17 protein-coding genes are annotated in these 22,521 nt (G+C 55.5%); 1 reads left to right on the forward strand and 16 read right to left on the reverse strand.

What is annotated here, in order from left to right; genetic code table 11:
- From dnaX to rimP, 15 genes are all read right to left on the reverse strand, one after another.
- Positions 1–2,061, reverse strand: coding sequence for a DNA polymerase III subunit gamma/tau (dnaX, locus tag E8K88_RS09665; RefSeq protein ID WP_136406466.1), 2,061 nt, complete (start codon positions 2,059–2,061; stop codon positions 1–3).
- A 168-nt stretch (positions 2,062–2,229) separates the two neighbouring features.
- Positions 2,230–3,477: a cell envelope integrity protein TolA gene (gene tolA / locus E8K88_RS09670; protein ID WP_136406467.1), complete on the reverse strand. Its 1,248-nt coding sequence runs from the start codon at positions 3,475–3,477 to the stop codon at positions 2,230–2,232.
- Between the two features lie 70 nt (positions 3,478–3,547).
- Positions 3,548–3,988 carry a biopolymer transporter ExbD gene (locus E8K88_RS09675; protein WP_136406468.1) on the reverse strand — a complete coding sequence of 147 codons (441 nt, stop codon included), beginning with the start codon at positions 3,986–3,988 and terminating at the stop codon, positions 3,548–3,550.
- Positions 3,989–4,027: 39 nt separating this feature from the next.
- Complete coding sequence (gene tolQ, locus E8K88_RS09680) at positions 4,028–4,726, reverse strand: protein TolQ (RefSeq protein ID WP_136406469.1); 699 nt, start codon at positions 4,724–4,726, stop codon at positions 4,028–4,030.
- Complete coding sequence (gene ybgC / locus E8K88_RS09685) at positions 4,723–5,151, reverse strand: tol-pal system-associated acyl-CoA thioesterase (protein WP_240754437.1); 429 nt, start codon at positions 5,149–5,151, stop codon at positions 4,723–4,725. The genes tolQ and ybgC overlap by 4 nt, the downstream gene beginning before the upstream one ends.
- A gap of 243 nt (positions 5,152–5,394) precedes the next feature.
- Positions 5,395–5,793 (reverse strand): cytochrome o ubiquinol oxidase subunit IV, encoded by a 399-nt coding sequence (gene cyoD, locus E8K88_RS09690; RefSeq protein ID WP_136406470.1) that lies wholly within the window; start codon positions 5,791–5,793, stop codon positions 5,395–5,397.
- Positions 5,790–6,440: a cytochrome o ubiquinol oxidase subunit III gene (gene cyoC / locus E8K88_RS09695; protein ID WP_136406471.1), complete on the reverse strand. Its 651-nt coding sequence runs from the start codon at positions 6,438–6,440 to the stop codon at positions 5,790–5,792. Before cyoC ends, cyoD begins: the two co-directional genes overlap by 4 nt.
- Before the next feature lie 21 nt (positions 6,441–6,461).
- The gene (cyoB, locus tag E8K88_RS09700; RefSeq protein ID WP_136406472.1) at positions 6,462–8,489 is read right to left on the reverse strand and encodes a cytochrome o ubiquinol oxidase subunit I; all 2,028 of its coding nucleotides are present in this window, start codon (positions 8,487–8,489) and stop codon (positions 6,462–6,464) included.
- 17 nt (positions 8,490–8,506) lie between these two features.
- On the reverse strand, positions 8,507–9,757 hold the full coding sequence (locus tag E8K88_RS09705; protein WP_168797297.1) for a ubiquinol oxidase subunit II: 1,251 nt from the start codon (positions 9,755–9,757) through the stop codon (positions 8,507–8,509).
- 432 nt (positions 9,758–10,189) lie between these two features.
- Positions 10,190–12,022 (reverse strand): translational GTPase TypA, encoded by a 1,833-nt coding sequence (gene typA, locus E8K88_RS09710; RefSeq protein WP_136406474.1) that lies wholly within the window; start codon positions 12,020–12,022, stop codon positions 10,190–10,192.
- A gap of 35 nt (positions 12,023–12,057) precedes the next feature.
- Complete coding sequence (gene truB / locus E8K88_RS09715; RefSeq protein ID WP_136406475.1) at positions 12,058–13,026, reverse strand: tRNA pseudouridine(55) synthase TruB; 969 nt, start codon at positions 13,024–13,026, stop codon at positions 12,058–12,060.
- 4 nt (positions 13,027–13,030) lie between these two features.
- Positions 13,031–13,411 (reverse strand): 30S ribosome-binding factor RbfA, encoded by a 381-nt coding sequence (gene rbfA / locus E8K88_RS09720; protein ID WP_136406476.1) that lies wholly within the window; start codon positions 13,409–13,411, stop codon positions 13,031–13,033.
- A gap of 20 nt (positions 13,412–13,431) precedes the next feature.
- On the reverse strand, positions 13,432–16,290 hold the full coding sequence (infB, locus tag E8K88_RS09725) for a translation initiation factor IF-2 (protein WP_136406477.1): 2,859 nt from the start codon (positions 16,288–16,290) through the stop codon (positions 13,432–13,434).
- A gap of 26 nt (positions 16,291–16,316) precedes the next feature.
- Positions 16,317–17,819, reverse strand: coding sequence for a transcription termination factor NusA (gene nusA, locus E8K88_RS09730; RefSeq protein WP_136406478.1), 1,503 nt, complete (start codon positions 17,817–17,819; stop codon positions 16,317–16,319).
- Between the two features lie 105 nt (positions 17,820–17,924).
- Entirely contained in the window at positions 17,925–18,539 is a 615-nt protein-coding gene (rimP, locus tag E8K88_RS09735; protein ID WP_136406554.1) for a ribosome maturation factor RimP, read from the reverse strand.
- A 640-nt stretch (positions 18,540–19,179) separates the two neighbouring features.
- Between rimP and E8K88_RS09740 the strand changes: the two genes are divergently transcribed.
- On the forward strand, positions 19,180–19,755 hold the full coding sequence (locus E8K88_RS09740) for a DUF2889 domain-containing protein (protein WP_136406479.1): 576 nt from the start codon (positions 19,180–19,182) through the stop codon (positions 19,753–19,755).
- 150 nt (positions 19,756–19,905) lie between these two features.
- Here the strand turns inward: E8K88_RS09740 and cphA are convergent, their stop codons facing one another.
- A complete protein-coding gene (gene cphA / locus E8K88_RS09745) occupies positions 19,906–22,488 on the reverse strand; it encodes a cyanophycin synthetase (protein ID WP_136406480.1) in 2,583 nt (860 codons plus the stop codon).
- Positions 22,489–22,521 lie beyond the last annotated feature (33 nt).

Consider the following 22,521-nt stretch of genomic DNA (forward strand, 5'->3'; position numbering starts at 1 on the left):
TCAATGCCGCAAATCAATCGCTATGGGTTTGATGCTGCCTGTGACCACTTCGGCGCCAAAATGGTTTCTAAGCCATTGCACGCGTTCGTCGTTGTCAACAATGGTCTGCGCAATGGCTTGGGCGCGCTGCTTATCAGCTTCCATTTGCAGCATCAAACTGGCTGTAACTTCACCGTACTCCAGCGTCAAAGTCCCAGCTACCTCTGCCGCTTGCAACACAGCCTGCAGCTTGCCACGCAGGGTTTCGTTCATCAGGCTCTGGTTGTTGATGCGCAAATGCACGCCAGTGGCATCGCGTTTTTGCACCTGGGACTGCTGGGCCAGCTCACGCACCAAAGCCGTCAACTGGCCTTGCTCATTGAGTTGGCGCACCAAGGCTTGCCACCATTGCTGCAGCCCGGCATCGACATTGTCTGGCAGGCGCAAGGCGGGTGCCTGCTCGGGTGCCCGTATGGGCGCAACTGGCGCTAGGACATCGACCGTTGTACCAGTCGCAACAATTTGGCTGACTGCCTGCACCGGCTCGGGCGCGACAGGTTCGGCTTGTAATACAGGCGGAGGGGCCACAGCGGCCTGTGTAGCATGCTCTGCCTGGTCTTCCCAAGGCAATGCCGTGCCTGGCGGCGCAATAGCTGCAGTGGCCAGCACAGTGGCACCTGCATCAGGGGCAGTTTCGTGCTGTGTTGGCTCAATGGCAGACTCCACCACCGCTGCCGGCTCAGACACAGTATGCGGCGGCGGCGGCTCCTGCGATTGCGGCTGCGATTGCGACGCCAAAGCCGCAGCATGCGCAGTAGCAGTAGCAGTAGCAGTAGCAGTAGCAGTAGCAGTAGCCACAGCTTCGATGGCAGCATCAGTGGCTGCGGCTACGGCTGCGGGGGCAGGCTTGTCAGGCGATGTTTCAGGTGCACTGCCACTGGGGGCTGCGCCGCCACCAGAAGTCGGCGAGGTGCCTGCCGGGGCTTTGAATGCCAACAAGCGCAGCAGCACCATCAGCAAGCCGGCGTACTCATCGGGCGCCAAGCCCAGCTCTTCGCGGCCTTTGAGACAGAAGGTGTAGAGCAGCTGCGTTTCATCAGCTGGGAGCTTGCCGGCCAATTCCAGCAAAGCGGGTAAGTCAACCTCTTCTGCCGGGTCCCAGGCCGACTGCGGCACGCTTTGGTACAGGGCCATTTTCTGCAAGGCCAGCGCCATGTCCTCCAGCAAAGAGGCGGCAGGAATGCCCTGCTGGCGCAAGACGTTGACCAGGCTCATCACAGCGGCACCATCGGCACGCGCCAGTGCATCAATGGCATCAAACACGTAGCGTTTATCGACCACGCCCAGCATTTGGCGCACAGTCTCTTCTTGCAATGCGCCATTGCCATAAGCAATCGCCTGGTCGGTCAATGACAGCGCATCGCGCATGGAGCCACGCGCCGCACGCGCCAATAGTTGCAAGCTGGCACGGTCTTGTGGCACGGACTCCTTGGCCAGTACCAGTTGCAAATGCTCGATGATGGTTTGCGGCGCCATCGGGCGCAAATTGAATTGCAAGCAGCGTGAGAGCACCGTGACAGGCACTTTCTGAGGGTCGGTGGTCGCCAATACAAATTTCAGGTATTCGGGCGGCTCTTCCAGCGTTTTGAGCATCGCATTGAAGGCCGTATTGGAGAGCATGTGCACTTCGTCAATCATGAAGACTTTGAAGCGCCCTTGCACCGGCTTGTAGACGGCCTGCTCCATCAGGCTTTGCACTTCTTCAACGCCACGGTTGGAAGCCGCATCCAGCTCGGTGTAATCCACAAAGCGGCCCGCATCGATGTCACGACAGGCCTGGCACACGCCGCATGGGTGCGCTGTAATCGTGCCCAAGCCATCAGGGCCTTGGCAGTTAAGCGATTTGGCCAAAATGCGCGAGACCGTGGTTTTACCCACTCCGCGCGTGCCAGTGAACAAGTATGCATGGTGCAGCCTTTGCTGCGCCAGCGCATTCGACAGCGCCTTGACGACGTGTTCCTGCCCCACCATTTCATCGAAATTATGGGGGCGGTATTTGCGAGCGAGCACCAAATATGACATAGCTTTGCATTCTAACGGTTGCACACCAAACGCATCGCATTTGCTGTGTAAGAGCCTGTTCGAAACCTCCGCGCAGCCGCGCACAGCACAATCTACGGCTCAACGGAGCATGGCAGCTGCGCGCGCGATGCCTGGGCACACGGCACCGCAGTCGTTCGCGCAGGCGCATCAATCGTTGGGGCGGAACACCAAAATCGCCGAAGGGATTGCGCGTCCATTGTCCAGCGGCAGCTTCTGGGTTTTATCAATCGCGCGCAGCACCGCGTCATCCCAGGCTGCGTTACCACTGGATTTGGTGATGCGCCGCCCAATGACCCGGCCTGAACCATCCATGCGGACCTCGACCTCGGCGGCTGGGTTGCCAACGATGGCCGATGGGAAAATGATGTTGGGACGCACTGCCTGGCGCACTTGACCGCCCCAGCCTGCCGAAGGTCCAGAAGAGCGCTCGGCTGTGCCGGTCGCATTGCTTGCCCCAGTCGCGCCAGCCATGCCTTGGATGTTGGCCAGGTTCGCAGCGCGCCTGGCTTCGGCTTCGGCGGCTTCTTTTTTAGCTGCCTCAGCTGCGGCCTTTTTCTTGGCGGCTTCTTCCGCTGCTTTTTTCTTCGCAGCGTCTTCGGCAGCCTTTTTCTTGGCAGCTTCTTCTTCGGCTTTTTTCTTCTCGGCGGCCTCTTCAGCCGCCTTTTTCTTAGCAGCCTCCTCTTCGGCTTTTTTCTTCGCTGCTTCGTCTTCAGCTTTTTTCTTCGCTGCAGCCTCGTCTGCGGCCTTTTTCTTGGCGGCTTCCTCTTCCGCTTTTTTCTTCGCAGCCGCATCTGCAGCGGCCTTTTTCTTGGCAGCTTCTTCTTCGGCTTTTTTCTTCGCGGCAGCCTCTTCAGCGGCCTGTTGCTTGGCAGCGTCTTCTTCCGCTTTCTTCTTCGCGGCCGCTTCTTCTGCGGCTTTTTTCTTCGCTGCTTCTTGCTCTTGTTTCTTTTTCGCCGCCTCCAGTGCGAGCTGGCGCTTGCGCTCAGCCTCTTCGCGCTCTTTGCGTTCTTGCTCCAAGACCAGTTGCGGGTCAGGCTCAGGCGTCACCTCCGGCTCTGGCGGTGGTGGCGGAACTGGTGCAGGTGGTGGTGGCGGCGGTGGCTCTACCGGGGCAGGCGGAGGTGGCGGCGGCTCCACAGGCGCAGGCGCAGGGGTCGGCACCGGCGCTGGTGGTGGGGGCGGCGCAGTTTGCGCAGCAGCAGGCGCTGCTTCTTGCGGCAACTCAGACCACAGCTCCGCTTCCAGCACGGTATCAGTAGGTGGCTTCCAATTGACGCCCACCAATGCCCCAATCAAGCCCACATGGACCAACACAGCCAACGCGACAGCCCGCAACCGCATTGGCGGCTGCGGTGGCAAAATCGGTTCGTTGTCTAAAGGAGGGAGTGCGGGCATGAAAATTTCAGAGAGTAAAAAGCCAATGCCAACGCCATGCGCGGGCGACTAGGAGCACAGATAAAAAGGCTTATTTTTGGTTCAGCAAAAAAGCCACGCGTTTGATTTGTGCTTCCTGCAGTGCCGTCAGGGCATTCATCACATATTCATAACTGGCCTTGGAGTCACCGACGATGACAATCGCAAACTGCTCCTGGGTTTTGCCCTGCTCCAATTGCTGGGCTTGCCAGTCCTGGGCCAGTTGCTGCACTTGCTCAAGCGTCGCGGTCTGCTTGCTCTGCCCAGTCACTTCCCATTCGATTTTGCCCGTCGGGTCAACAAATACCCGCGCAGTTTCAGGCGGCGTTTGATCGGCCTTACCCACTGATGGCGCATTGATAACGCCAGGAGTGATCATGGGCGCGGTCACCATAAAAATGATCAGCAGCACCAGCATCACATCGATGAATGGCACCATATTGATTTCATTGACGGTGCGTCGGCCCCGCCCACGTCGTGTCAGACTCGCCATTGCAAGCTCCTACTGCTAAGTACAGTTCTGTGGCAGTGCTCAGTGGCCCGAGGCAGACTGCGTCGCGCCCAGATTTCGCTGCAAGATATTGGTGAATTCGTCGCCGAAAGTCTCCATGCGGATCGCTGTGCGATCGACTTCGCGGCTAAAGCGGTTGTATGCGATGACTGCCGGAATCGCCGTGAACAAGCCCATTGCAGTCGCAACCAGCGCCTCGGCAATACCTGGGGCAACCGTAGCCAGCGAGATTTGCTCCATGCTGGCAAAGCCAGTAAAGGCATGCATGATGCCCCAGACGGTACCAAACAGGCCGACATACGGGGAAATAGAGCCTACTGTGCCAAGAAAGGACAGGCCATTCTCCAAGGCATCCATTTCACGGTTGAAGCTGGCCATCATCGCGCGGCGCGAACCATCGAGCAAGGTATTGGCGTTGTGGATCTGGCGTTCGCGCAGTTTATGAAACTCACGCATACCGTTGGCAAACATGCGTTCGAGGGGCCCCGATGTGCGCGCATTTTGTACGGCGGCGGTGTAGAGATCATTCAGGCTTGCGCCGGACCAAAAGTCCTCTTCAAACTCGCCATTGAGTTTGCGCGCATCTTTGAGCAGTGAGGACTTCTTAAAGATGGTGGCCCAGCTCGCGATCGAGCCAACGACCAAAATCAGCATCACTACCTGTACCACCCAACTGGCGTTGAGGATCAGGTACGTTATCGACATGTCTTGTGTGTTCATAAGAACAAATTGTGTACGTTTTCAGGAATTCGACCGGCACGAACCGTTTGACTATCTACCCAACCAATGCGCACTTGGGCATCGCACAGTAGTGTGCCACTTTCTGAGCCACTGTCCGTGCGAAAAACTTGCTGATTCATGGTCATTGAGGCCCGGCCGCGGGCTGACACCGAGGCCGTGACCCATAAGCAATCATCCAACTTGGCAGGCAGCACATAGCGCAAAGCAAGATTGGTTACGACAAACATACCGCCCAATTGTTCCCGCGCCTGCTGCTGCCCAAGGCCTTTGCTGCGTAACCATTCGCTACGCGCGCGCTCCATGAACTTGATGTAGTTGGCGTGGTAGACAATGCCGCCGGCATCCGTGTCCTCCCAATACACCCGCACATGCATTCCATACTGCGGCTTCTGCAATTCCTGCATCGCTGTCACCCTCCTTTGACCTGCCAGCTGCCAGCCAGCACCCAAGGCCACAAAGCCCTGATTTTAGTGAGATTTGAACCCATGCATCGCTGCAGCAAGCCGCAATAGCATTGATCATTAACGATTGAGCACAGCACAAGGCTGACATCGCGCTTGCATGGCTGCATGCCGAGCCAAAAAATAGGCAAAAAAATAACCCACCAATGGCGGGTTATTTTCAACTGGCCTGAATCAACAGCCCAATTATTTTGGTGCGTTCAGATCAGAGATGCTCGGCGGCACAAATGCCGGTGCGTTCATGCCATGCGGCATCATGTGCTCTTCCAAGTTGCGCATTACCCAGATCGAGCCGGCCACAGCAATGACCAGAGTGAGAATGGTGAAAAGCAGCGCCATCATCGACCAGCCGCCTTCGGTATTAGGCTTCATGTGCAGGAAGTAAACCACATGCACAATGACCTGCACCACGGCAAAGGCCAGAATCCAGCCTACGGTAGCAGCGCGGCTCTCAAGCACATCGCCCATCACCAGCCAAAAAGGGATGACAGTCAGGATGACGGCCAAAACGAAGCCAATGACGTAATCCTTCAGCGTACCGTGTGGTGCGCCGCCGTCAGAATGATCGTGGTGGTGTTGGCTCATCCTACGACTCCAATCAGATAAACATAAGAAAACACAATGATCCAGATCACGTCCAAGAAGTGCCAGAACATCGACAGGCACATCAGGCGGCGTTGGTTGGCCGCATTCAAGCGGTGTTTACGCAGTTGAAACACCAGCACTACCAGCCAGATGATACCGAATGTGACGTGCAAGCCGTGCGTGCCGACCAAGGTGAAGAAGGCCGACAAGAAGGCACTGCGCTGTGGTGTCGCACCCAAGTGGATCAAGTGCTGAAATTCGTAAATTTCAATGGCCAGGAAGGCCAGACCAAACACCGCCGTGATCAGCAACCAACGAATCGTGCCAGCCACATTGCCCTTGTAGGACTGCAGCATCGCAAAACCGAAGGTGATCGACGAGAACAACAGCATGAAGGTGTTGACCAGAATCAGCTTCAGATCAAACAAGTCGGCGGGCGAAGGACCTGCCGCATAGCTGCGACCGAGCACCGCATACACAGCGAACAAGATTGCAAAGATGAGGCAATCGCTCATCAAATAAATCCAGAAGCCGATGCCTGTGGTGTTGTTGGTGTGTCCGTGGCCATCGTCGTGGCCATGGTGTGCATCTTCTTTGACGAAGAATTCGCGCTGCCCTGCCGGCGCGTGTACTGTAGTTACTGACATGTATTCGTCACTCCGTGCAGATCAAGTTCTAGCGCTGGCAGCAAGCTGCTGTGTGCGCGCATCTTCAATACCTTGCACCTCTTCGGCCGGAATGTAGTAATCACGGTCGTAGTTGAAGGTGTGGTAAATCGAAACACCAATAAGGGCCACGAAAGAGGCGATTGCCAGCCACCAGATGTAGAAGATCATCGCCATGCCCAGCACAATGCTGATCACGCTCAGCGCCACCCCCATGCCCGTGTATTTAGGCATGTGAATTGGCACAAAATCAGTCACAGGACGCACAGCGCGGTGTTTTTTCATATCCCACCAGGCATCAATTTCGTGCACGACAGGTGTGAACGCAAAGTTGTATGCAGGCGGTGGAGAGGAAGTCGCCCACTCCAAAGTGCGGCCATCGCCCCACGAATCACCAGTCAGGTCACGTGTTTTCTCGCGTTGCAAGTAACCGACCACAATCGACAGCACAAAGGCCAAGATACCTGCGCCAACCAGCAAACCACCGATCAGGGCAACCACAAAGTACGGTTGCAAAGACGCATCTTCGAACTGGCTCAAACGGCGTGTCACGCCCATCAGGCCCATGATGTACAACGGTGTAAAGGCCACCCAGAAACCGATAAACCAGCACCAGAAGGACACTTTGCCCCAGAAGTCGTTCATTTTGTAGCCGAATGCTTTGGGGAACCAGAAGGTCAAGCCCGCAAAGATACCGAACACGACGCCACCGATGATGGTGTTGTGGAAGTGAGCCACCAGGAACAAGCTGTTGTGCAGCACGAAGTCTGCAGCAGGAATCGCCAGCATCACACCGGTCATACCACCGATTGCGAAGGTCACCATGAAACCGATGGTCCAGTACATAGGTACTTCAAGACGCACGCGGCCTTTGTACATGGTAAACAACCAGTTGAAGATCTTCGCGCCAGTCGGAATCGAGATGATCATCGTCGCTATACCAAAGAAGGCATTGACGTTGGCCCCCGCCCCCATCGTAAAGAAGTGGTGCAACCAGACCAGGTACGACAAAACGGTGATCGCCAGCGTTGCCACGACCATGGTGGTGTAACCAAACAGGCGCTTCTTGGTAAAGACAGGAACGATTTCAGAGAAGATACCGAAAGCAGGCAAGACCAGAATGTAGACCTCAGGGTGGCCCCAGATCCAGATCAGGTTCACATACAACATGGCACTTCCGCCCAGCTGTGCAGTGAAGAAGTTGGTGCCCAGGTAGCGGTCCAATGTCAGCAGCACCAAGGTGGCTGTCAAGATTGGGAAAGTCGCCACAATCAGCATGTTGGTGCAGAAAGCCGTCCATGTGAAGATAGGCATTTTCATCATGGTCATGCCTGGCGCGCGCATGCGGATGATGGTCACCAACATGTTGATACCAGACAGTGTCGTGCCCACACCGGCAATATTGAGAGACCACAAGTAGTAGTCAACCCCGGTGCCCGGACTGTAGTCAATGCCCGATAAAGGCGGATATGCCAACCAACCAGTTTGTGCGAACTCACCAATAAACAAGGAGATCATCACCAACACCGCACCGGCAGTGGTCATCCAGAAACTGAAGTTATTCAGGAACGGGAAGGCCACGTCGCGCGCACCAATTTGCAATGGCACCAGGTAGTTGAAGAAGGCAGTCACCATGGGCATCGCGACAAAGAAGATCATGATGACCGCATGCACGGTAAACACCTGATCGTAGTGATGGGCATTCAAATAGCCTTCACCACCCCCTGAAGAAATAGCCTGCTGCAAACGCATCATCAAGGCGTCGGCAAAGCCGCGCAGCAACATCACAATACCCAATATGGCGTACATGATGCCGATTTTCTTGTGGTCGATGGTTGTGAACCATTCTTTCCACAAATAGCCCCACAGGCGGTATTTGGTGATCAGTCCAAGCAGCACCAAGCCACCCAGCATCACACCGATAAAAGTCGCCATCACCACCGGCTCTTTGAGCATCGGGAATGTCACGTGATCAAACGTCACGCGCCCAAGCAGTGGGCTTACGGTTTCATTAAAAAAAGCAGCTGACATTGTTCAATATTCCAGTATCAGAGTGCGGTTGAAACAGCACCCGTATTGGCACTGAGCTTTTGTGTAGACAAGGTGGCTGCCTCGTCTTTGTTGTTAGCCGTCTCAAACGGGGAATTCGAGAGGTCAGCCGTCGTCGTATTCGGTGTGCACACAAACATACCTGGAACAATGCCTGAGAACTGCACCAGATCCAATTGTGTTTTCAATGTACGGCGGCTGTCATAGCGCAGACGCTTGTAGTTATCCAGGCTGTCAACACCACCACCACCGGCTGTGTCAATGGCCATCATCTCGTCCATGCACATCGTGCCAGGACGGACACACAAATTCAGGATTGCGTAGTACAGCCCATCTTCGACCGAGGAGTAATGGCGTGTACCGAAGTACTGCACGAAGCCGCGCTCGTCTGGCTGATCAGCCACGTCCAGTGCCAAATACTCTTGGCGGTCCAATGCCTGTGGTGACTGGCGTACTTTTTCAACCCATTGATCAAAGCCTTGCTGGCTCAGACCGCTGAAGTTGAAGTGCATTTGGTTAAAGCCCCAGCCGGTGTAGTTCGCAGAAAAGCCCTTGTAGACGCCTTCCTTGTTCATAACCGCATGCATTTGGGTTTTCATACCTGGCATGGCATAAATCTGACCAGCCAATGCAGGAATGTAGAACGAGTTCATCGAAGAGACAGAAGTCAGCTTGAACTCAATCGGCACGTTGATTGGTGCGGCCAGCTCATTGACAGTCGCAATGCCGTAATCTGGGTAAATGAACAACCATTTCCAGTCCAGTGCAGCGACTTCCACGCGCAGAGGCTTGACCTCAACCACTTCTTCATTTTTACGACCTGGATCAATCACGGCCACCGTCATGCGCTTGACCGGACCGAGTTTTTCTTCGTAACCGGCAATGGCCACATCAGTATCGATGCGAGCCAGTGGGCGATACGGATCGAGCAAGTGCGTCGAACCCCAAGTCACCAACGCCAACACGATGATCATCAAAATCGGCACGCCCCAGATAAACACTTCCAACTTGTTGGAGTGGTAGAAGTCTGGGTCATATTCCGCATTGGCCGACGCACGGTATTTCCACGCGTAGTACAGGGTTGCGAAGATCACCGGAACAATGATCAAGAGCATCAAGTACACGGAGAACATCAGCAAATTACTTTGCTGCTGTGCTACGTAGCCAGAAGGGTTGATCACCGTCCAATTACAGCCAGACAGCAGCGCACTTGCTGCCGCAGCCGTTGCAAGGGGTATCGTTTTTTTCATGCACACCTCAAGAGAAGATATTCCCAACAAAACAAGCCAATGCGATTGCCTTTGCATGCGATGCGCATCCAAAGCCAAAGTGACGAACCATTGGATCAATGCTCTACATACAAGGGCGTGCTGTGCATGCGCACTGCTGCCCATAATCTGCGCGCAAGCGCAGACCATAGCAAAAGCCAAACTGGCCTGATGGAAAGTCAGGCCGAATTCTATCCCGTTTCATTGAACTTTTGATGGCTCAGGCACTCAGCGCCGACCACCATGCAGCGATTGTATATTTCAGTCATTACTGAAATTCATGTTCACTGCGTCCCCAACACCATACACGCTGCGGCGAATCAGCCACACCCATGCACAAACGCCATTCAAATATATTTTCAAATGGCGTTGTTTTTGGGTTGTAGCTGAAAGCGCAACCCTGGCAATAACCCATCAAGCTAGTGCGGCATTTTTAGCGCGCTTGCGGTCACTTTCTTTCAGGTGGCGTTTGCGCAGACGGATCGATGTGGGCGTGATTTCAACCAGCTCATCGTCATCAATGAATTCCACTGCATATTCCAGCGACAAATCGATTGGTGGCGTGATTTTGATCGCATCTTCCTTGCCACTGACGCGGAAGTTGGTCAGCTGTTTGGTACGCGTGGCGTTCACGACCAGGTCGTTGTCACGGCTATGGATACCAACGATCATGCCTTCATAGACTGGGTCACCGGCTTTGACGAACATGCGACCACGGTCATCGAGTTTGCCCAGCGCGTACGTGAAAATCTCGCCGTCGTCCATCGAGATCAGCACGCCGTTTTTACGACCACCGATTTCACCGGCATAGGCCTCGTAGCCATCGAAAATATTGGAAATCAAACCGGAGCCACGGGTCAGGTTCAAGAACTCGTTGGTGAAACCAATCAGGCCACGTGCAGGGATACGGTACTCCAGACGGACACGGCCGCGGCCGTCAGCCTCCATGTTCACCAATTCGCCTTTGCGCTCGCCAAGGGCCTGCATCACGCCGCCCTGGTGGCCTTCTTCGATGTCAGCAGTCACCATCTCGAATGGCTCATGGGTTTCACCATTGACCTCACGGAACACCACGCGTGGCTTGGAGACGGCCAGTTCGTAGCCTTCGCGGCGCATTTCTTCCAGCAAAATGGTCAAATGCAATTCACCACGGCCTGAGACTTCAAAGATACCGTCTTCGTCGGTTTCCTTGACACGCAGCGCCACGTTGGAGCGCAACTCTTTTTGCAGGCGATCCCAGATTTGACGGCTGGTCACAAACTTGCCTTCACGACCTGCCAATGGGCTGGTGTTCACGCAGAAGTTCATCGTCAGCGTTGGCTCGTCGATCTTGAGCATGGGCATCGGTTGTGGATTGGCGATGTCGGTGACAGTCTCACCAATACCGATATTTTCGATGCCGTTGATCAGCACGATATCGCTCGGGCCCGCTTCAGTCGCTTGCACACGGTCCAACCCCTGAAAGGTCAAGACCTGGTTCACACGGCCTTTGTAAGTGCCACCGTCCACGCCTTTGGCAATCAGCACGTCCATGCCGGGCTTGAGTGTGCCCTGAGTGATACGGCCCACACCGATACGGCCAACAAAGGTCGAGTAGTCCAGCGCCGAGACTTGCAATTGCAATGGTGCAGTGGCGTCGCCTTTCACGGAAGGCACATGGCGCAAAATAGTGTCAAACAGCGGCGCCATGTCGGTGCCCCACTTTTCACCAGGCGTGCCTTCTTCCAGCGCTGACCAGCCATTGATACCGGAGGCATACACCACTGGGAAGTCCAGCTGCTCGTCAGTTGCGCCCAGCTTGTCGAACAAGTCAAACGCGGCGTTGACCACTTTGTCTGGATTCGCGCCTGGCTTGTCAACCTTGTTGACCACGACGATTGGCTTCAAGCCCAGAGCCAAAGCTTTTTTCGTCACGAAGCGCGTTTGTGGCATTGGGCCTTCTTGTGCGTCGATCAGCAACACGACACCGTCAACCATCGACAGCGCACGCTCTACTTCACCACCAAAGTCCGCGTGACCAGGTGTGTCCAGGATGTTGATGTGCGTCCCCTTCCAGTTGGCCGCGCAGTTTTTGGCCAAAATGGTAATACCACGTTCACGCTCAATGGCGTTGTTGTCCATCACCGTGTCGACCACTTTTTCGTGCTCTTCAAACGTGCCGCTTTGGCGCAGCAATTGGTCAACCATGGTGGTCTTTCCATGGTCAACGTGGGCAATGATGGCAATGTTGCGAATTTCTTTAGTCATGGTCGTCTTTGGAAAAATCTAAAAATTGAAACTGTTCAGTGGTTCAGCAGCTTGTATTCCTGTGCCAGTGTTTGCTCGATCTCAATTGGGCTGAGCAAACGGTCTGGGATGAGTTCACCGGCGTGGACATGGCCAACACCAAGCAAGGCGCGAGGGGCAGTGCCAAATACGGCGGCAGCGGGAATGTCTGGCCACACACCGCGCCTGCGCACCCCACTGAGAAAGCGGCCTGCCTCGATGGCATCCAACTCAATCGGCTCATGATGCGACAGCAGTGTTTCGGTAGCGTTAAGCGCAGCAATGCGCTGCCGCTCATCCATCGCCTCCAGTGCCTCCAGTGTGATGGCTTGCTCCACATGCAAATGGCCGGTTTGCACTCGGCGCAGCATCCGCAAGTGGCCGCCACAGCCCAGCGCCTGGCCAATATCTTCCCCTAAGGTGCGGATGTATGTGCCTTTCGAGCACTGCACACGCAAGTGCAGGTAAGGCGCATCGCCTTGCAGTTGCATGTCCAGCAGCTCCAACTCATGAATGACCACGTTGCGCGCCTCGCGCTCCACAGTCACGCCTTCGCGAGCATACTCATACAAGGCTTTGCCATCTTTCTTCAGTGCGCTGTGCATTGGCGGAACCTGTGTAATTGGCCCCATGAATGCATCGAGCACTTCAACCACCTGCCCCACAGAACAAGTGACGGCGCGCTCTTGCAGTACATCGCCCTCGGCATCTGCCGTGGTCGTTGTGACACCCAAGCGCACTATCGTTTCATAGGTCTTATCAGCTTCTAGCTGTAATTGACTGAATTTGGTGGCTGCTCCAAAGCACAGCGGCAAAATGCCGCTGGCCAATGGATCCAATGTACCGGTATGGCCGGCTTTCTCTGCGCGCAGTAACCACTTGGCTTTTTGCAAAGCCTGGTTACTGGAAAGCCCCAGAGGTTTATCAAGCAGCAACACCCCATGCACAGGGCGCCGCTGCACCCTGACACGGGTTGACGCTGTCATTGGTTTACTCCGCTTCTTCGTTGCCGCGCGATTCGACCGCTTTGGCAATCAAGGCATTCATATCCGCAGCCCGCTCAGGCGTGCGGTCAAAAATAAAGTGCAAGGTCGGCACCGTGTGGATGTGCAGACGCTTGAACAAGCCATTACGCAAAAAACCTGCCGCTTGGTTCAAGGCATCGACCGTCTCTTGCGCATCTCCCACCAAGATGCTGATGAACACTTTGGCATGGGCGTAATCAGGCGTGACCTCCACGCTCTGGATGGTCACCATGCCAACACGTGGATCCTTTAATTCACGCGCGATCAATTCACTGAGATCGCGCTGAATCTGGTCGGCCACACGGTAGCCTCGGTTAATGGTGGGGTTCTTACGATGCGTTGCCATAAATCACCTTGCCAGCACGCTTACAGCGTACGAGCAATTTCCTTGATTTCGAAGAATTCGAGTTGATCGCCTTCTTTGATATCGTTGTAGTTGCGCAGCTTGATACCGCACTCGAAACCTTCGCGCACTTCTTTGACATCGTCTTTGAGGCGACGCAGCGATTCGACCTCGCCGGTATACACCACAACGTTGTCACGCAGCAAGCGGAAGTGTGAGTTGCGAGTAACAAAACCAGAGGTGATGTAGGAACCCGCCACAGTACCGATTTTAGAAGCCACAAACACCGTGCGAATCTCGGCAGAGCCGATGACTTCTTCGCGACGCTCAGGTGCCAACATGCCGGACATGGCTGTTTTCAACTCGTCCACGGCGTCATAGATGATGCCGTAGTAACGGATATCCACATCATTGGAATCGGCCAGCTTGCGCGCCCCCGCATCCGCACGGACGTTGAAGCCAATGACGATACCGCCAGAGGCGATGGCCAAGTTGACGTCGGACTCGCTGATCCCCCCCACGCCCGAGTACACCACCTGCACCTTGACCTCGTCGGTCGAGAGTTTGAGCAATGACTGCGACAACGCCTCTTGCGAACCTTGCACGTCGGCCTTGATCAGGATTGGCAAAGTCTTGACTTCGCCAGCCGTCAGATCGGCAAACATATTCTCCAGCTTGGCAGCTTGCTGTTTGGCCAGTTTGGTATTGCGGAAGCGTCCTGCGCGGTAAGTAGCGATCTCACGGGCACGGCGCTCATCGCTCATCACCATGAAGTCATCGCCAGCTTGCGGCACTTCGGTCAAACCTTGGATTTCAACCGGGATCGATGGGCCGGCCGACTCAACGCGTGCACCATTCTCATCGAGCATCGCACGTACGCGGCCATAAGTTTGACCAGCCAGCACGATGTCACCAACTTTGAGCGTACCCGACTGCACCAGCACGGTTGCCACAGGGCCACGGCCTTTGTCCAACTGGGCTTCGATCACCAAGCCTTTGGCCATTGCATCGACCGGTGCCTTGAGTTCCAACACTTCGGCTTGCAGCAAGACTTGCTCCAGCAGCTCATCGATGCCCATGCCGGTTTTGGAGGACACCGCAATGAATGGCGAATCACCACCATATTCCTCTGGCACGACGGACTCATTGACCAGCTCACCCTTGACTTTTTCAGGGTTCGCATCGGGCTTGTCGGCCTTGGTAATTGCCACCACGATCGGTACATTGGCTGCCTTGGCGTGTTTGATCGCCTCTTTGGTCTGTGGCATAACGCCATCGTCAGAAGCAACGACCAGAATCACAATATCGGTTGCCTGAGCACCACGGGCACGCATGGCCGTGAAGGCCTCGTGGCCTGGGGTATCCAGGAAGGAGACGATGCCGCGCGGTGTCTGTACATGGTAGGCACCAATGTGCTGCGTAATACCACCGGCTTCGCCTGAGGCGATTTTGGTGCGGCGGATATAGTCCAGCAAAGAGGTTTTACCGTGATCGACGTGGCCCATCACGGTCACCACAGGCGCACGAGTGACTTGTTCGGCCTGGTACTGGGTCGATTCGACTTCAGTAAATGCCTCAGGGTCGTCCAAGGTTGCAGGAATGGCTTTGTGGCCCATTTCCTCGACCACAATCATCGCGGTATCTTGGTCCAACGGCTGGTTGATCGTGACCATCTGGCCCATTTTCATCAAGGACTTGATGACTTCCGAGGCCTTGATCGCCATTTTGTGGGCCAGCTCGGCCACGGTAATGGTCTCTGGCACGTGCACATCCAGGACGCGCGCCTCAACCACTTGCTGCGGTTCGTGGCGACGCTGGTCACCACGGCGGTCACCACCGCGCTTGCCACCGCCTTTGCCACCGGCTTTCCAGTTGCTATTGCCCGTGCTGCGTCCCACGCCAGCCGTGGTATCGCCGCGGGTTTTCATTTCTTTGCGGCGGCCGTCATCCGAAGTCCAGCTCGAGGACAGATCCGAGGACTTGACCTCTTTGACTTTGGCGCCAGCTGCATTAGTTGCTGAGGCATCAGACTTTTTCTTGTCTTTGGCATCGGGCTTGGACAGCGTGCCTTTTTTGGCATCTGCAGCAGGCTCTTCTGGTTTTTTGGCCACCAGCACTTTGCGCGGCGCAGACATCATCGAGCGAATCGCAGCCGCTTCGGCTTCGGCCTTACGGCGACGGGCCTCTAAGTCGGTCGCACGTTTGGCCTCTTCTGCCGCACGGGCCTTGGACTCTTCTTCCGCTTTGCGCCGTGCCTCTTCCTGCTCTTTCAGACGCTGGGCTGCACCATCCTTTTGCTCCTGGATGATTTGCTTTTTCTCTGCAACTTCACGGGCTTTTTTCTGTGCTTCTTGACGGGCGTACTCAGCCGCCCGCTCTTCTGCTTCACGCTCTTTGCGTTCGCGCTCTTCGCGCTCTGTTCGATCTATACGCTCTTTGGCCAAGGCATCTTCCTGCTGACGTAACTGCTCTGCACTGCGCAGCGCTTCTTCTTCACGGCGCACCAACTCGGGATCGGCCTGCTCTGGCGCCTCGATCTCTGCGTTGTCTGCATCCGGTTCTACAGCGCCTGCCTCAAGGGCCTCATCACGTTTGATGAATGTGCGCTTTTTTCTTGTGACCACATTGATCGTGCGGGCCTTACCTGTGGCATCAGACTGTTTGATGGCACTGGTGGAGCGTTTGGTCAACGTGATTTTGCGGCGGTCATCAGCATGACCTGCCACTGTTTGAAGGTGTGCCAAAAAGCGCTGTTTATCAGCATCGCTGAGCAAATCATTCACTGAGCTTTTTTCAACACCTGCTTCTTTAAGCTGCTGCAACACCAACTCGGGTGCTTGCTTGATCTCTGCGGCGAGTTCTGTAACGGTATTAGTCGACATAAATCTGCTATTGCCCTCCCTGATACTCAAGCCTGCGAGGCCTGGTCATCGCCATCAAACCAATGCGCGCGCGCTTTCATAATCAGCGCGGTTGCAGCCTGCTCATCCATACCACCGATTTGCACCAACTCGTCGGCAGCCAAATCAGCCAAGTCATCGCGTGTGAGCACTTCGTTCTCAGCCAGTTTGGCCAACAACTCTGCATCAATGCCTTCCAGGTCACGCAAATCCTGCGCTACGAGAGACACGCTCTGCTCACGGGCAATGTCTTGCGTCAGCAGTGCATTTTTCGCACGTGCACGCAATTCATTGACGGTATCTTCATCAAAATCTTCAATTTCCAGCATTTCTTGCAAAGGCACATACGCCACTTCTTCCAAAGTGGTATAGCCCTCGGCAATCAAGGTGTCCGCAATCTCTTGGTCCACATCGAGCTTGTCCATGAACAGGCCACGAATGAGGCCATCTTCACTGGCCTGCTTCTCGGCAGATTCATTGGGATCCATGATGTTGATTTTCCAGCCGGTCAAGTCGGAGGCCAAACGTACGTTCTGACCACCCCGGCCAATCGCATTGGCCAGATTTTCCTCGTCGACCACCACATCCATCGAGTGCGTCTCTTCATCCACATAAATGGACTGCACCTGGGCGGGAGACAAAGCACCAATCACGAACTCGGCCGGATCTTCAGACCACAGCACAACATCGACCTTCTCGCCTGCGAGCTCATTGGTCACACCATTCACTCGCGTGGCTCGCATACCAACACTGGTACCAATCGGATCAACCCGCGGATCATGCGAAAACACCGCAATCTTGGCACGCGAGCCAGCATCACGGGCGCAGGACTTGATCTCAACCACGCCTTGTGCAATTTCTGGCACTTCGTTATTGAACAACTCCACCATGAACTCTGGCGCTGTGCGCGACAACTGGATGGCAGGGCCACGCAATTCGGAGTTCACCTCCATGATCATCGCCCGCACACGGTCACCGCTGCGCAAGTTTTCTTTAGGAATCATCTGCGAGCGACGCAGACGTGCCTCAATCCGACCACTCTCGACAATCGCATCACCGCCTTTGTCAATACGCTTGATCGTACCAGAGAAGATTTTTTGACCACTGGAGAGAAAGTCATTGATCAGCATCTCGCGCTCCGCTTCGCGGATTTTCTGCAAGATCACCTGCTTGGCAGCCATCGCTCCAATTCGGCCAATGGGAATAGACTCCACCGACTCTTCAATATAGTCACCCACTTGCAAGGCCGCATCGCGGTCCTGCGCATCCATCAGCAACTCTTCGGCGTCAGGATTTTGCAAACCCGCATCATCAGGCACGACCAGCCAGCGACGCGCTGTTTCATAGTTGCCGCTATCACGGTCAATATGCACGCGAATGTCTACATCTTCTTTGTAGAGCTTCTTGGTCGCCTGTGCCAGCGCTTGCTCAATAGCACCAAACACCACATCGCGCTCGACATTCTTCTCCAGTGAAATGGCATCCACCAGCATCAACAATTCGCGATTCATGAACAACTCCTGCCGCCCGAAGGCTCCAATTTCATCTATTTCTATCAACCAAGATGGCCAACCAATCCCCTAGACCGCAAACCATCCCCGTCACTACTTGTGTGTTTACTTAGCCGACTGCCCCTTGAAATTAACAATAGGGGCCAAGCGCACTTCCTTAACCTCATCCAGCGTAAAGCCGAGTGCCTGCGCTGGTGGTGGCACGTATTTCTTACTCACTTTTTGACCCGGCTTGCGCTGCGGCTCATCGACCCAAACGACTTGCCAACCGCCTGTCTCTTCAGCGGGCATCAACTCACCGCGAAATTTTTTGCGACTAGCACTTACCTGTCCTTGCGCCGCCGCACCAATGGCCACCTTCAGAGTGACATCCACAATCTCACCCGTAAAGCGCTGCAAATCCTTGTCATCACGCAGCAAGCGGTCAATCCCTGGGGAGGACACCTCGAGCCTCGCATAATCAGCCCCATCCACCTCCAAGGCAAATTGCAACTGGCGCGTCACCACCTCACAGTCTTCCACTGTCACAGGGCGATACGCTGATGCCACCGCAGGAGCGACAACAGATTCCGCAGCGGAGATTTCACCCACCCGCTCCTGCTCTGCTTGCCATGGATGGTCAATCGTGACACGCAACAAGCCGCCGGCAGAGCGCTCCACCTCCACCAGATCAAAACCCAGACCCAAAACAGTCTGCTCAATCACTTGCTGCAATGCCAACTCAAACCCCACTTTCGATCGCCTTGCAGCATCCGCGCTGCAATCAAGCCATCAATGAAGACAATAAAAAAACAAAAACCCGCAGGCGGCAAAACCTCGGGTCAGTTGGTGCTGATACCACACCTCTCTGCTACGCATGCCTTCGCAGTGCATAGACAGATCCAATCCCGTTCGCTCGCCCCAAATATGCCTGTAACGCCACTAGCGCCACTCTGTGTCTCATTCAGGAACAAAAAAGGCGGCCCATACTGTCCGCCTACTCCCCGCAACCACTACCCAAGACCCGCCAGAATCCCTTTGACGGGCATCCTTGGGGCTCTTGCTGCCTCTATTTGAAACCTACTTATAGTTGCAGCGGCACTCTACGTGTTGCGATAAAACACATACACAACGCATCTGGTTAAATGCAAAACACTTCGCATTCTAGCTGAAAACTACTCTGGACGCAAAGCAGGACGCCGCCAGTGTTTCGTGCAGGCGACAGTATCAGCTGCGCTGCAATGGCATCATGGCTGCTTGCCTACTCGCATTTACTGCTCACCTGCAGCCTACGCTATGGCAACTGGCGCAAACAGCGCCAGCTGTTCAGCAGGCCAAGAGCAGATAATGCATTGATTCCATACCAACAAACAATTCCACGATGACTCTTCCACCTCCAGCTGAACGTGTATTGGCACACACACGAACCACGCGCTTTCATGGTTATGAACGCAGCGATGGCTTGTGGGATATTGAGGCTGAAATGATCGACAACAAGCCCTTTGCTTTCGATCTCAGCAAAGATCGGCAACTGCAAGCGGACGAACCCGTACATCACATGTGCATTCGCGTCACGATTGACAACCAACTCGTGATTCGTGATATAGCCACGTCAATGCAAGCCTACCCACACGCCCCTTGCATTTCCGCCGACCAGCATATGCGCAAAATGATTGGCTGCGTGATGGGCCAAGGCTGGCGCAAAAGCATAGACACCCATTTAGGCGGCATTGCTGGCTGCACCCATATGCGTGAGTTGCTCTACAACATGGCAACCGTCGCTTTCCAGACTCTGGCTCCCAAAGCCCTGGCCTACTACCGCGATGCCCCTGCGAACCCCAAGCGGCCACCGCCTCCCCATTTGGGCGGCTGCATGACCTGGGACTTCAAAGGCCCGACCGTGCAGGCGCTCTACCCGGTGTATTTCGACTGGCCCAATCAATCTCAAACAGACTAAGAATCTGTTCACTCTCTTTGCGCCGGCCGCCAACAAACGCTCAAGCAGCCTAGCAATCTACCTGCATCCACTCACAACGACCAAGCAAACAAAGAAAAAGGCATCCGCAGATGCCCGTTTCGCCTCACAACCAGTGATTACAGCCAAGCATCAAGGAGTGGCCACGGCTTTGGCGCGCAGATGCGCCAAGGCCTCTTCCACCCGGTCAATCAAGACCAGGCAAAAGTCACCTGGCTGTAAACGTTCAATCGCCGCATCAATGGCCAGCATTTCACCGCGCACTTCCTGCATGTGCTTGATGCGATAGCCTGGTTGGCTGCTGACGCGCTCAAAGCCCTCGCGCAACAAAGCCATCACCTCACCATCCTCTCGACCACGCTGGGCCGCATCCTGGTACAGGATGGCATCATCAAACGCAGGCGCCAAAATACTGGTTTGCACGCGAATGTCCTCATCACGCCGGTCACCTGCCGCACTGATCACCAACACCCGTTTGTTGGCCGGTGTGGCTTCGACTACTTGCACCAAGGCCTTCATCGCATCCGGGTTATGACCGTAATCGGCCACCACGGTTGCGCCATTGATCTTGAAGGTGTTAAAGCGCCCTGGCGCATTATCGGTGTCACTGGCAAAGCTGGAGAGGCCTCGGCGGATCGTCTCCGAAGGAATCCCCAAGGCCCAGGCTGCGGCCACCGCCGCCATGACGTTTTGGACCTGAAAACCAATGCGACCGTTGCCGGTAATCGGCACATCAGACAGTGGAATACTGTCGCGCCAAGCGCCCTCGGTCGCAATAATGGCCTCACCTTCTACAAACACACTGCGCTTGCCTTGAGAGCGGTGCGTGGCCAGCACTGGGTGGTGCTTGTCCATCGAGAAGAAAATGGTTTGCGCCGCCGTGGTGCTGGACATCGCCGCAACCAGCGGATCTTGCGCATTGAGCACCGCATAGCCCTTGGGGGAAATATTGCGTACCGTCACCCCTTTGACCTGCGCCAATTCCTCCACGGTTTCGATGTAGTTCATCCCCAGATGGTCGCCCTCGCCAATATTGGTGACGACCGCCACCTGGCTTTGGTCAAAACCCAGCCCTTCACGCAAAATGCCACCGCGCGCCACCTCCAGCACCGCAGCATCGACCTCGGGGTGGAATAAGACATTGCGCGCGCTACGCGGGCCGCTGCAGTCACCACTTTCAATTTGGCGGCCATTGATGTAGATGCCATCGGTGTTGGTCATGCCGGTGGTCAAACCATGGGCCATCAGCAAATGCGCCAACAAACGCGAAGTGGTGGTCTTGCCGTTGGTGCCGGTGACCGTAACAACCGGAATGCGCCCGTTGTTGCCTTTCTCAAACAGCATGTCAACCACGTATTTTCCAATTGGACGCGGCTGGCCATACGAAGGCGCCAAATGCATACGCAGACCAGGTGCGGCATTGACTTCAACCACGCCACCGGCTTGCTCTTCGAGCGGGCGCTCGACCGTCTCGCAGACTACGTCGACACCACAAATGTCCAGCCCCACCATCTGCGCTGCCGCAATTGCGCTGGCTGCAACCGACGGATGGACCGAATCAGTGACATCGGTGGCCGAGCCACCGGTACTCAAATTGGCATTGTGGCGCAGCACGACTTTTTGGCCAATTGCAGGCACGGAGTCAGGCGTGAGCTGCTGCAACTCCAACTGCCCCAAAGCAATATCGTCCAAGCGAATTCGCGTCAACGAGGTTGCATGGCCATCGCTGCGACGCGGATCCAAGTTGACGATGTCAACCAACTGGCGCACCGTGTGCTCGCCATCACCCACCACTTGTGGTGGCTCACGCCTGGCAGCTGCGGCCAAACGGTTGCCTACCACCAACAAACGGTAGTCATGGCCGGGCAAAAATTTCTCCACCATCACCACACCGTAGCTGGCTGCAGCGCGGTAGGCCGCATCGAGTTCAGCCCGGGTGTTGATGTTGACAGTCACTCCTTTGCCTTGGTTGCCATCCTGCGGCTTGGCAACCACGGGCAAGCCAACCTCCAATGCGACCTGCCAAGCATCGTCTGGCGACTCCACAGGACGACCAAATGGCACAGGCACGCCAGCGGCCATCAAGAGCTTCTTGGTCAACTCCTTGTCTTGCGCAATCGACTCGGCCACAGTGCTGGTGGCATCAACTTCTGCGGCCTGAATGCGGCGCTGCTTAGACCCCCAGCCAAATTGCACCAGCGAGCCGCGCGTGAGGCGGCGCAAAGGGATGCCGCGCGCCAGCGCCGCATTGGCGATGGAGCCGGTGCTGGGGCCTAGGCGTTCATGTTCATCCTTCTCGCGCAGCTGGCCAATCACCTCGGCCGTGGCAAAAGTTTGTCCAGCCAAGGCCGCACGCACCAAGGCCTCGGCCTGCTCCATCGCCATGCGACCAACGGCTTCTTCTTTGTACTCGACTATGACCTGAAACACACCGGCCTCAGGCGTAGCCACGGTACGGGCAAAACCAATCTCCACGCCGGCCTCTTGCTGCAGCACTGTGGCGGCAAACTGCAATACGTGTGCCAGCGAAACCGGGCCGTTGTCCGTCGCAGTTGGCGTTCCCACCGCAGGAAACAAGGTGCGCAACTGCGCGGCAAAGCCATTGATCAAGTTGATATCCAGCTCATGACTGGCACATTGAACCGTAGCCAGCATCGCAGTTTTCGGGGTCCACAAATTGGGGCCACGCAATGCACGAGTGCGCAAAATTTCCATGACAGACAACCTTTGTTATGTCTTAAGCAATCG

This window comes from Lampropedia aestuarii (assembly GCF_004803635.1).
Lineage (GTDB): Bacteria > Pseudomonadota > Gammaproteobacteria > Burkholderiales > Burkholderiaceae_C > Lampropedia > Lampropedia aestuarii.

Excerpts from the sequence above, each read along its gene's own strand:
- ybgC (WP_240754437.1), bottom strand. The coding sequence starts at position 5,151 with ATGCAGGAATTGCAGAAGCCGCAGTATGGAATGCATGTGCGGGTGTAT.
- rbfA (WP_136406476.1), bottom strand. The coding sequence starts at position 13,411 with ATGGCAACGCATCGTAAGAACCCCACCATTAACCGAGGCTACCGTGTG.
- nusA (WP_136406478.1), bottom strand. The coding sequence starts at position 17,819 with ATGAATCGCGAATTGTTGATGCTGGTGGATGCCATTTCACTGGAGAAG.
- infB (WP_136406477.1), bottom strand. The coding sequence starts at position 16,290 with ATGTCGACTAATACCGTTACAGAACTCGCCGCAGAGATCAAGCAAGCA.
- cyoD (WP_136406470.1), bottom strand. The coding sequence starts at position 5,793 with ATGAGCCAACACCACCACGATCATTCTGACGGCGGCGCACCACACGGT.
- dnaX (WP_136406466.1), bottom strand. The coding sequence starts at position 2,061 with ATGTCATATTTGGTGCTCGCTCGCAAATACCGCCCCCATAATTTCGAT.
- cyoC (WP_136406471.1), bottom strand. The coding sequence starts at position 6,440 with ATGTCAGTAACTACAGTACACGCGCCGGCAGGGCAGCGCGAATTCTTC.
- E8K88_RS09705 (WP_168797297.1), bottom strand. The coding sequence starts at position 9,757 with ATGAAAAAAACGATACCCCTTGCAACGGCTGCGGCAGCAAGTGCGCTG.
- E8K88_RS09675 (WP_136406468.1), bottom strand. The coding sequence starts at position 3,988 with ATGGCGAGTCTGACACGACGTGGGCGGGGCCGACGCACCGTCAATGAA.
- cyoB (WP_136406472.1), bottom strand. The coding sequence starts at position 8,489 with ATGTCAGCTGCTTTTTTTAATGAAACCGTAAGCCCACTGCTTGGGCGC.
- tolQ (WP_136406469.1), bottom strand. The coding sequence starts at position 4,726 with ATGAACACACAAGACATGTCGATAACGTACCTGATCCTCAACGCCAGT.
- E8K88_RS09740 (WP_136406479.1), top strand. The coding sequence starts at position 19,180 with ATGACTCTTCCACCTCCAGCTGAACGTGTATTGGCACACACACGAACC.
- typA (WP_136406474.1), bottom strand. The coding sequence starts at position 12,022 with ATGACTAAAGAAATTCGCAACATTGCCATCATTGCCCACGTTGACCAT.
- cphA (WP_136406480.1), bottom strand. The coding sequence starts at position 22,488 with ATGGAAATTTTGCGCACTCGTGCATTGCGTGGCCCCAATTTGTGGACC.
- tolA (WP_136406467.1), bottom strand. The coding sequence starts at position 3,477 with ATGCCCGCACTCCCTCCTTTAGACAACGAACCGATTTTGCCACCGCAG.
- truB (WP_136406475.1), bottom strand. The coding sequence starts at position 13,026 with ATGACAGCGTCAACCCGTGTCAGGGTGCAGCGGCGCCCTGTGCATGGG.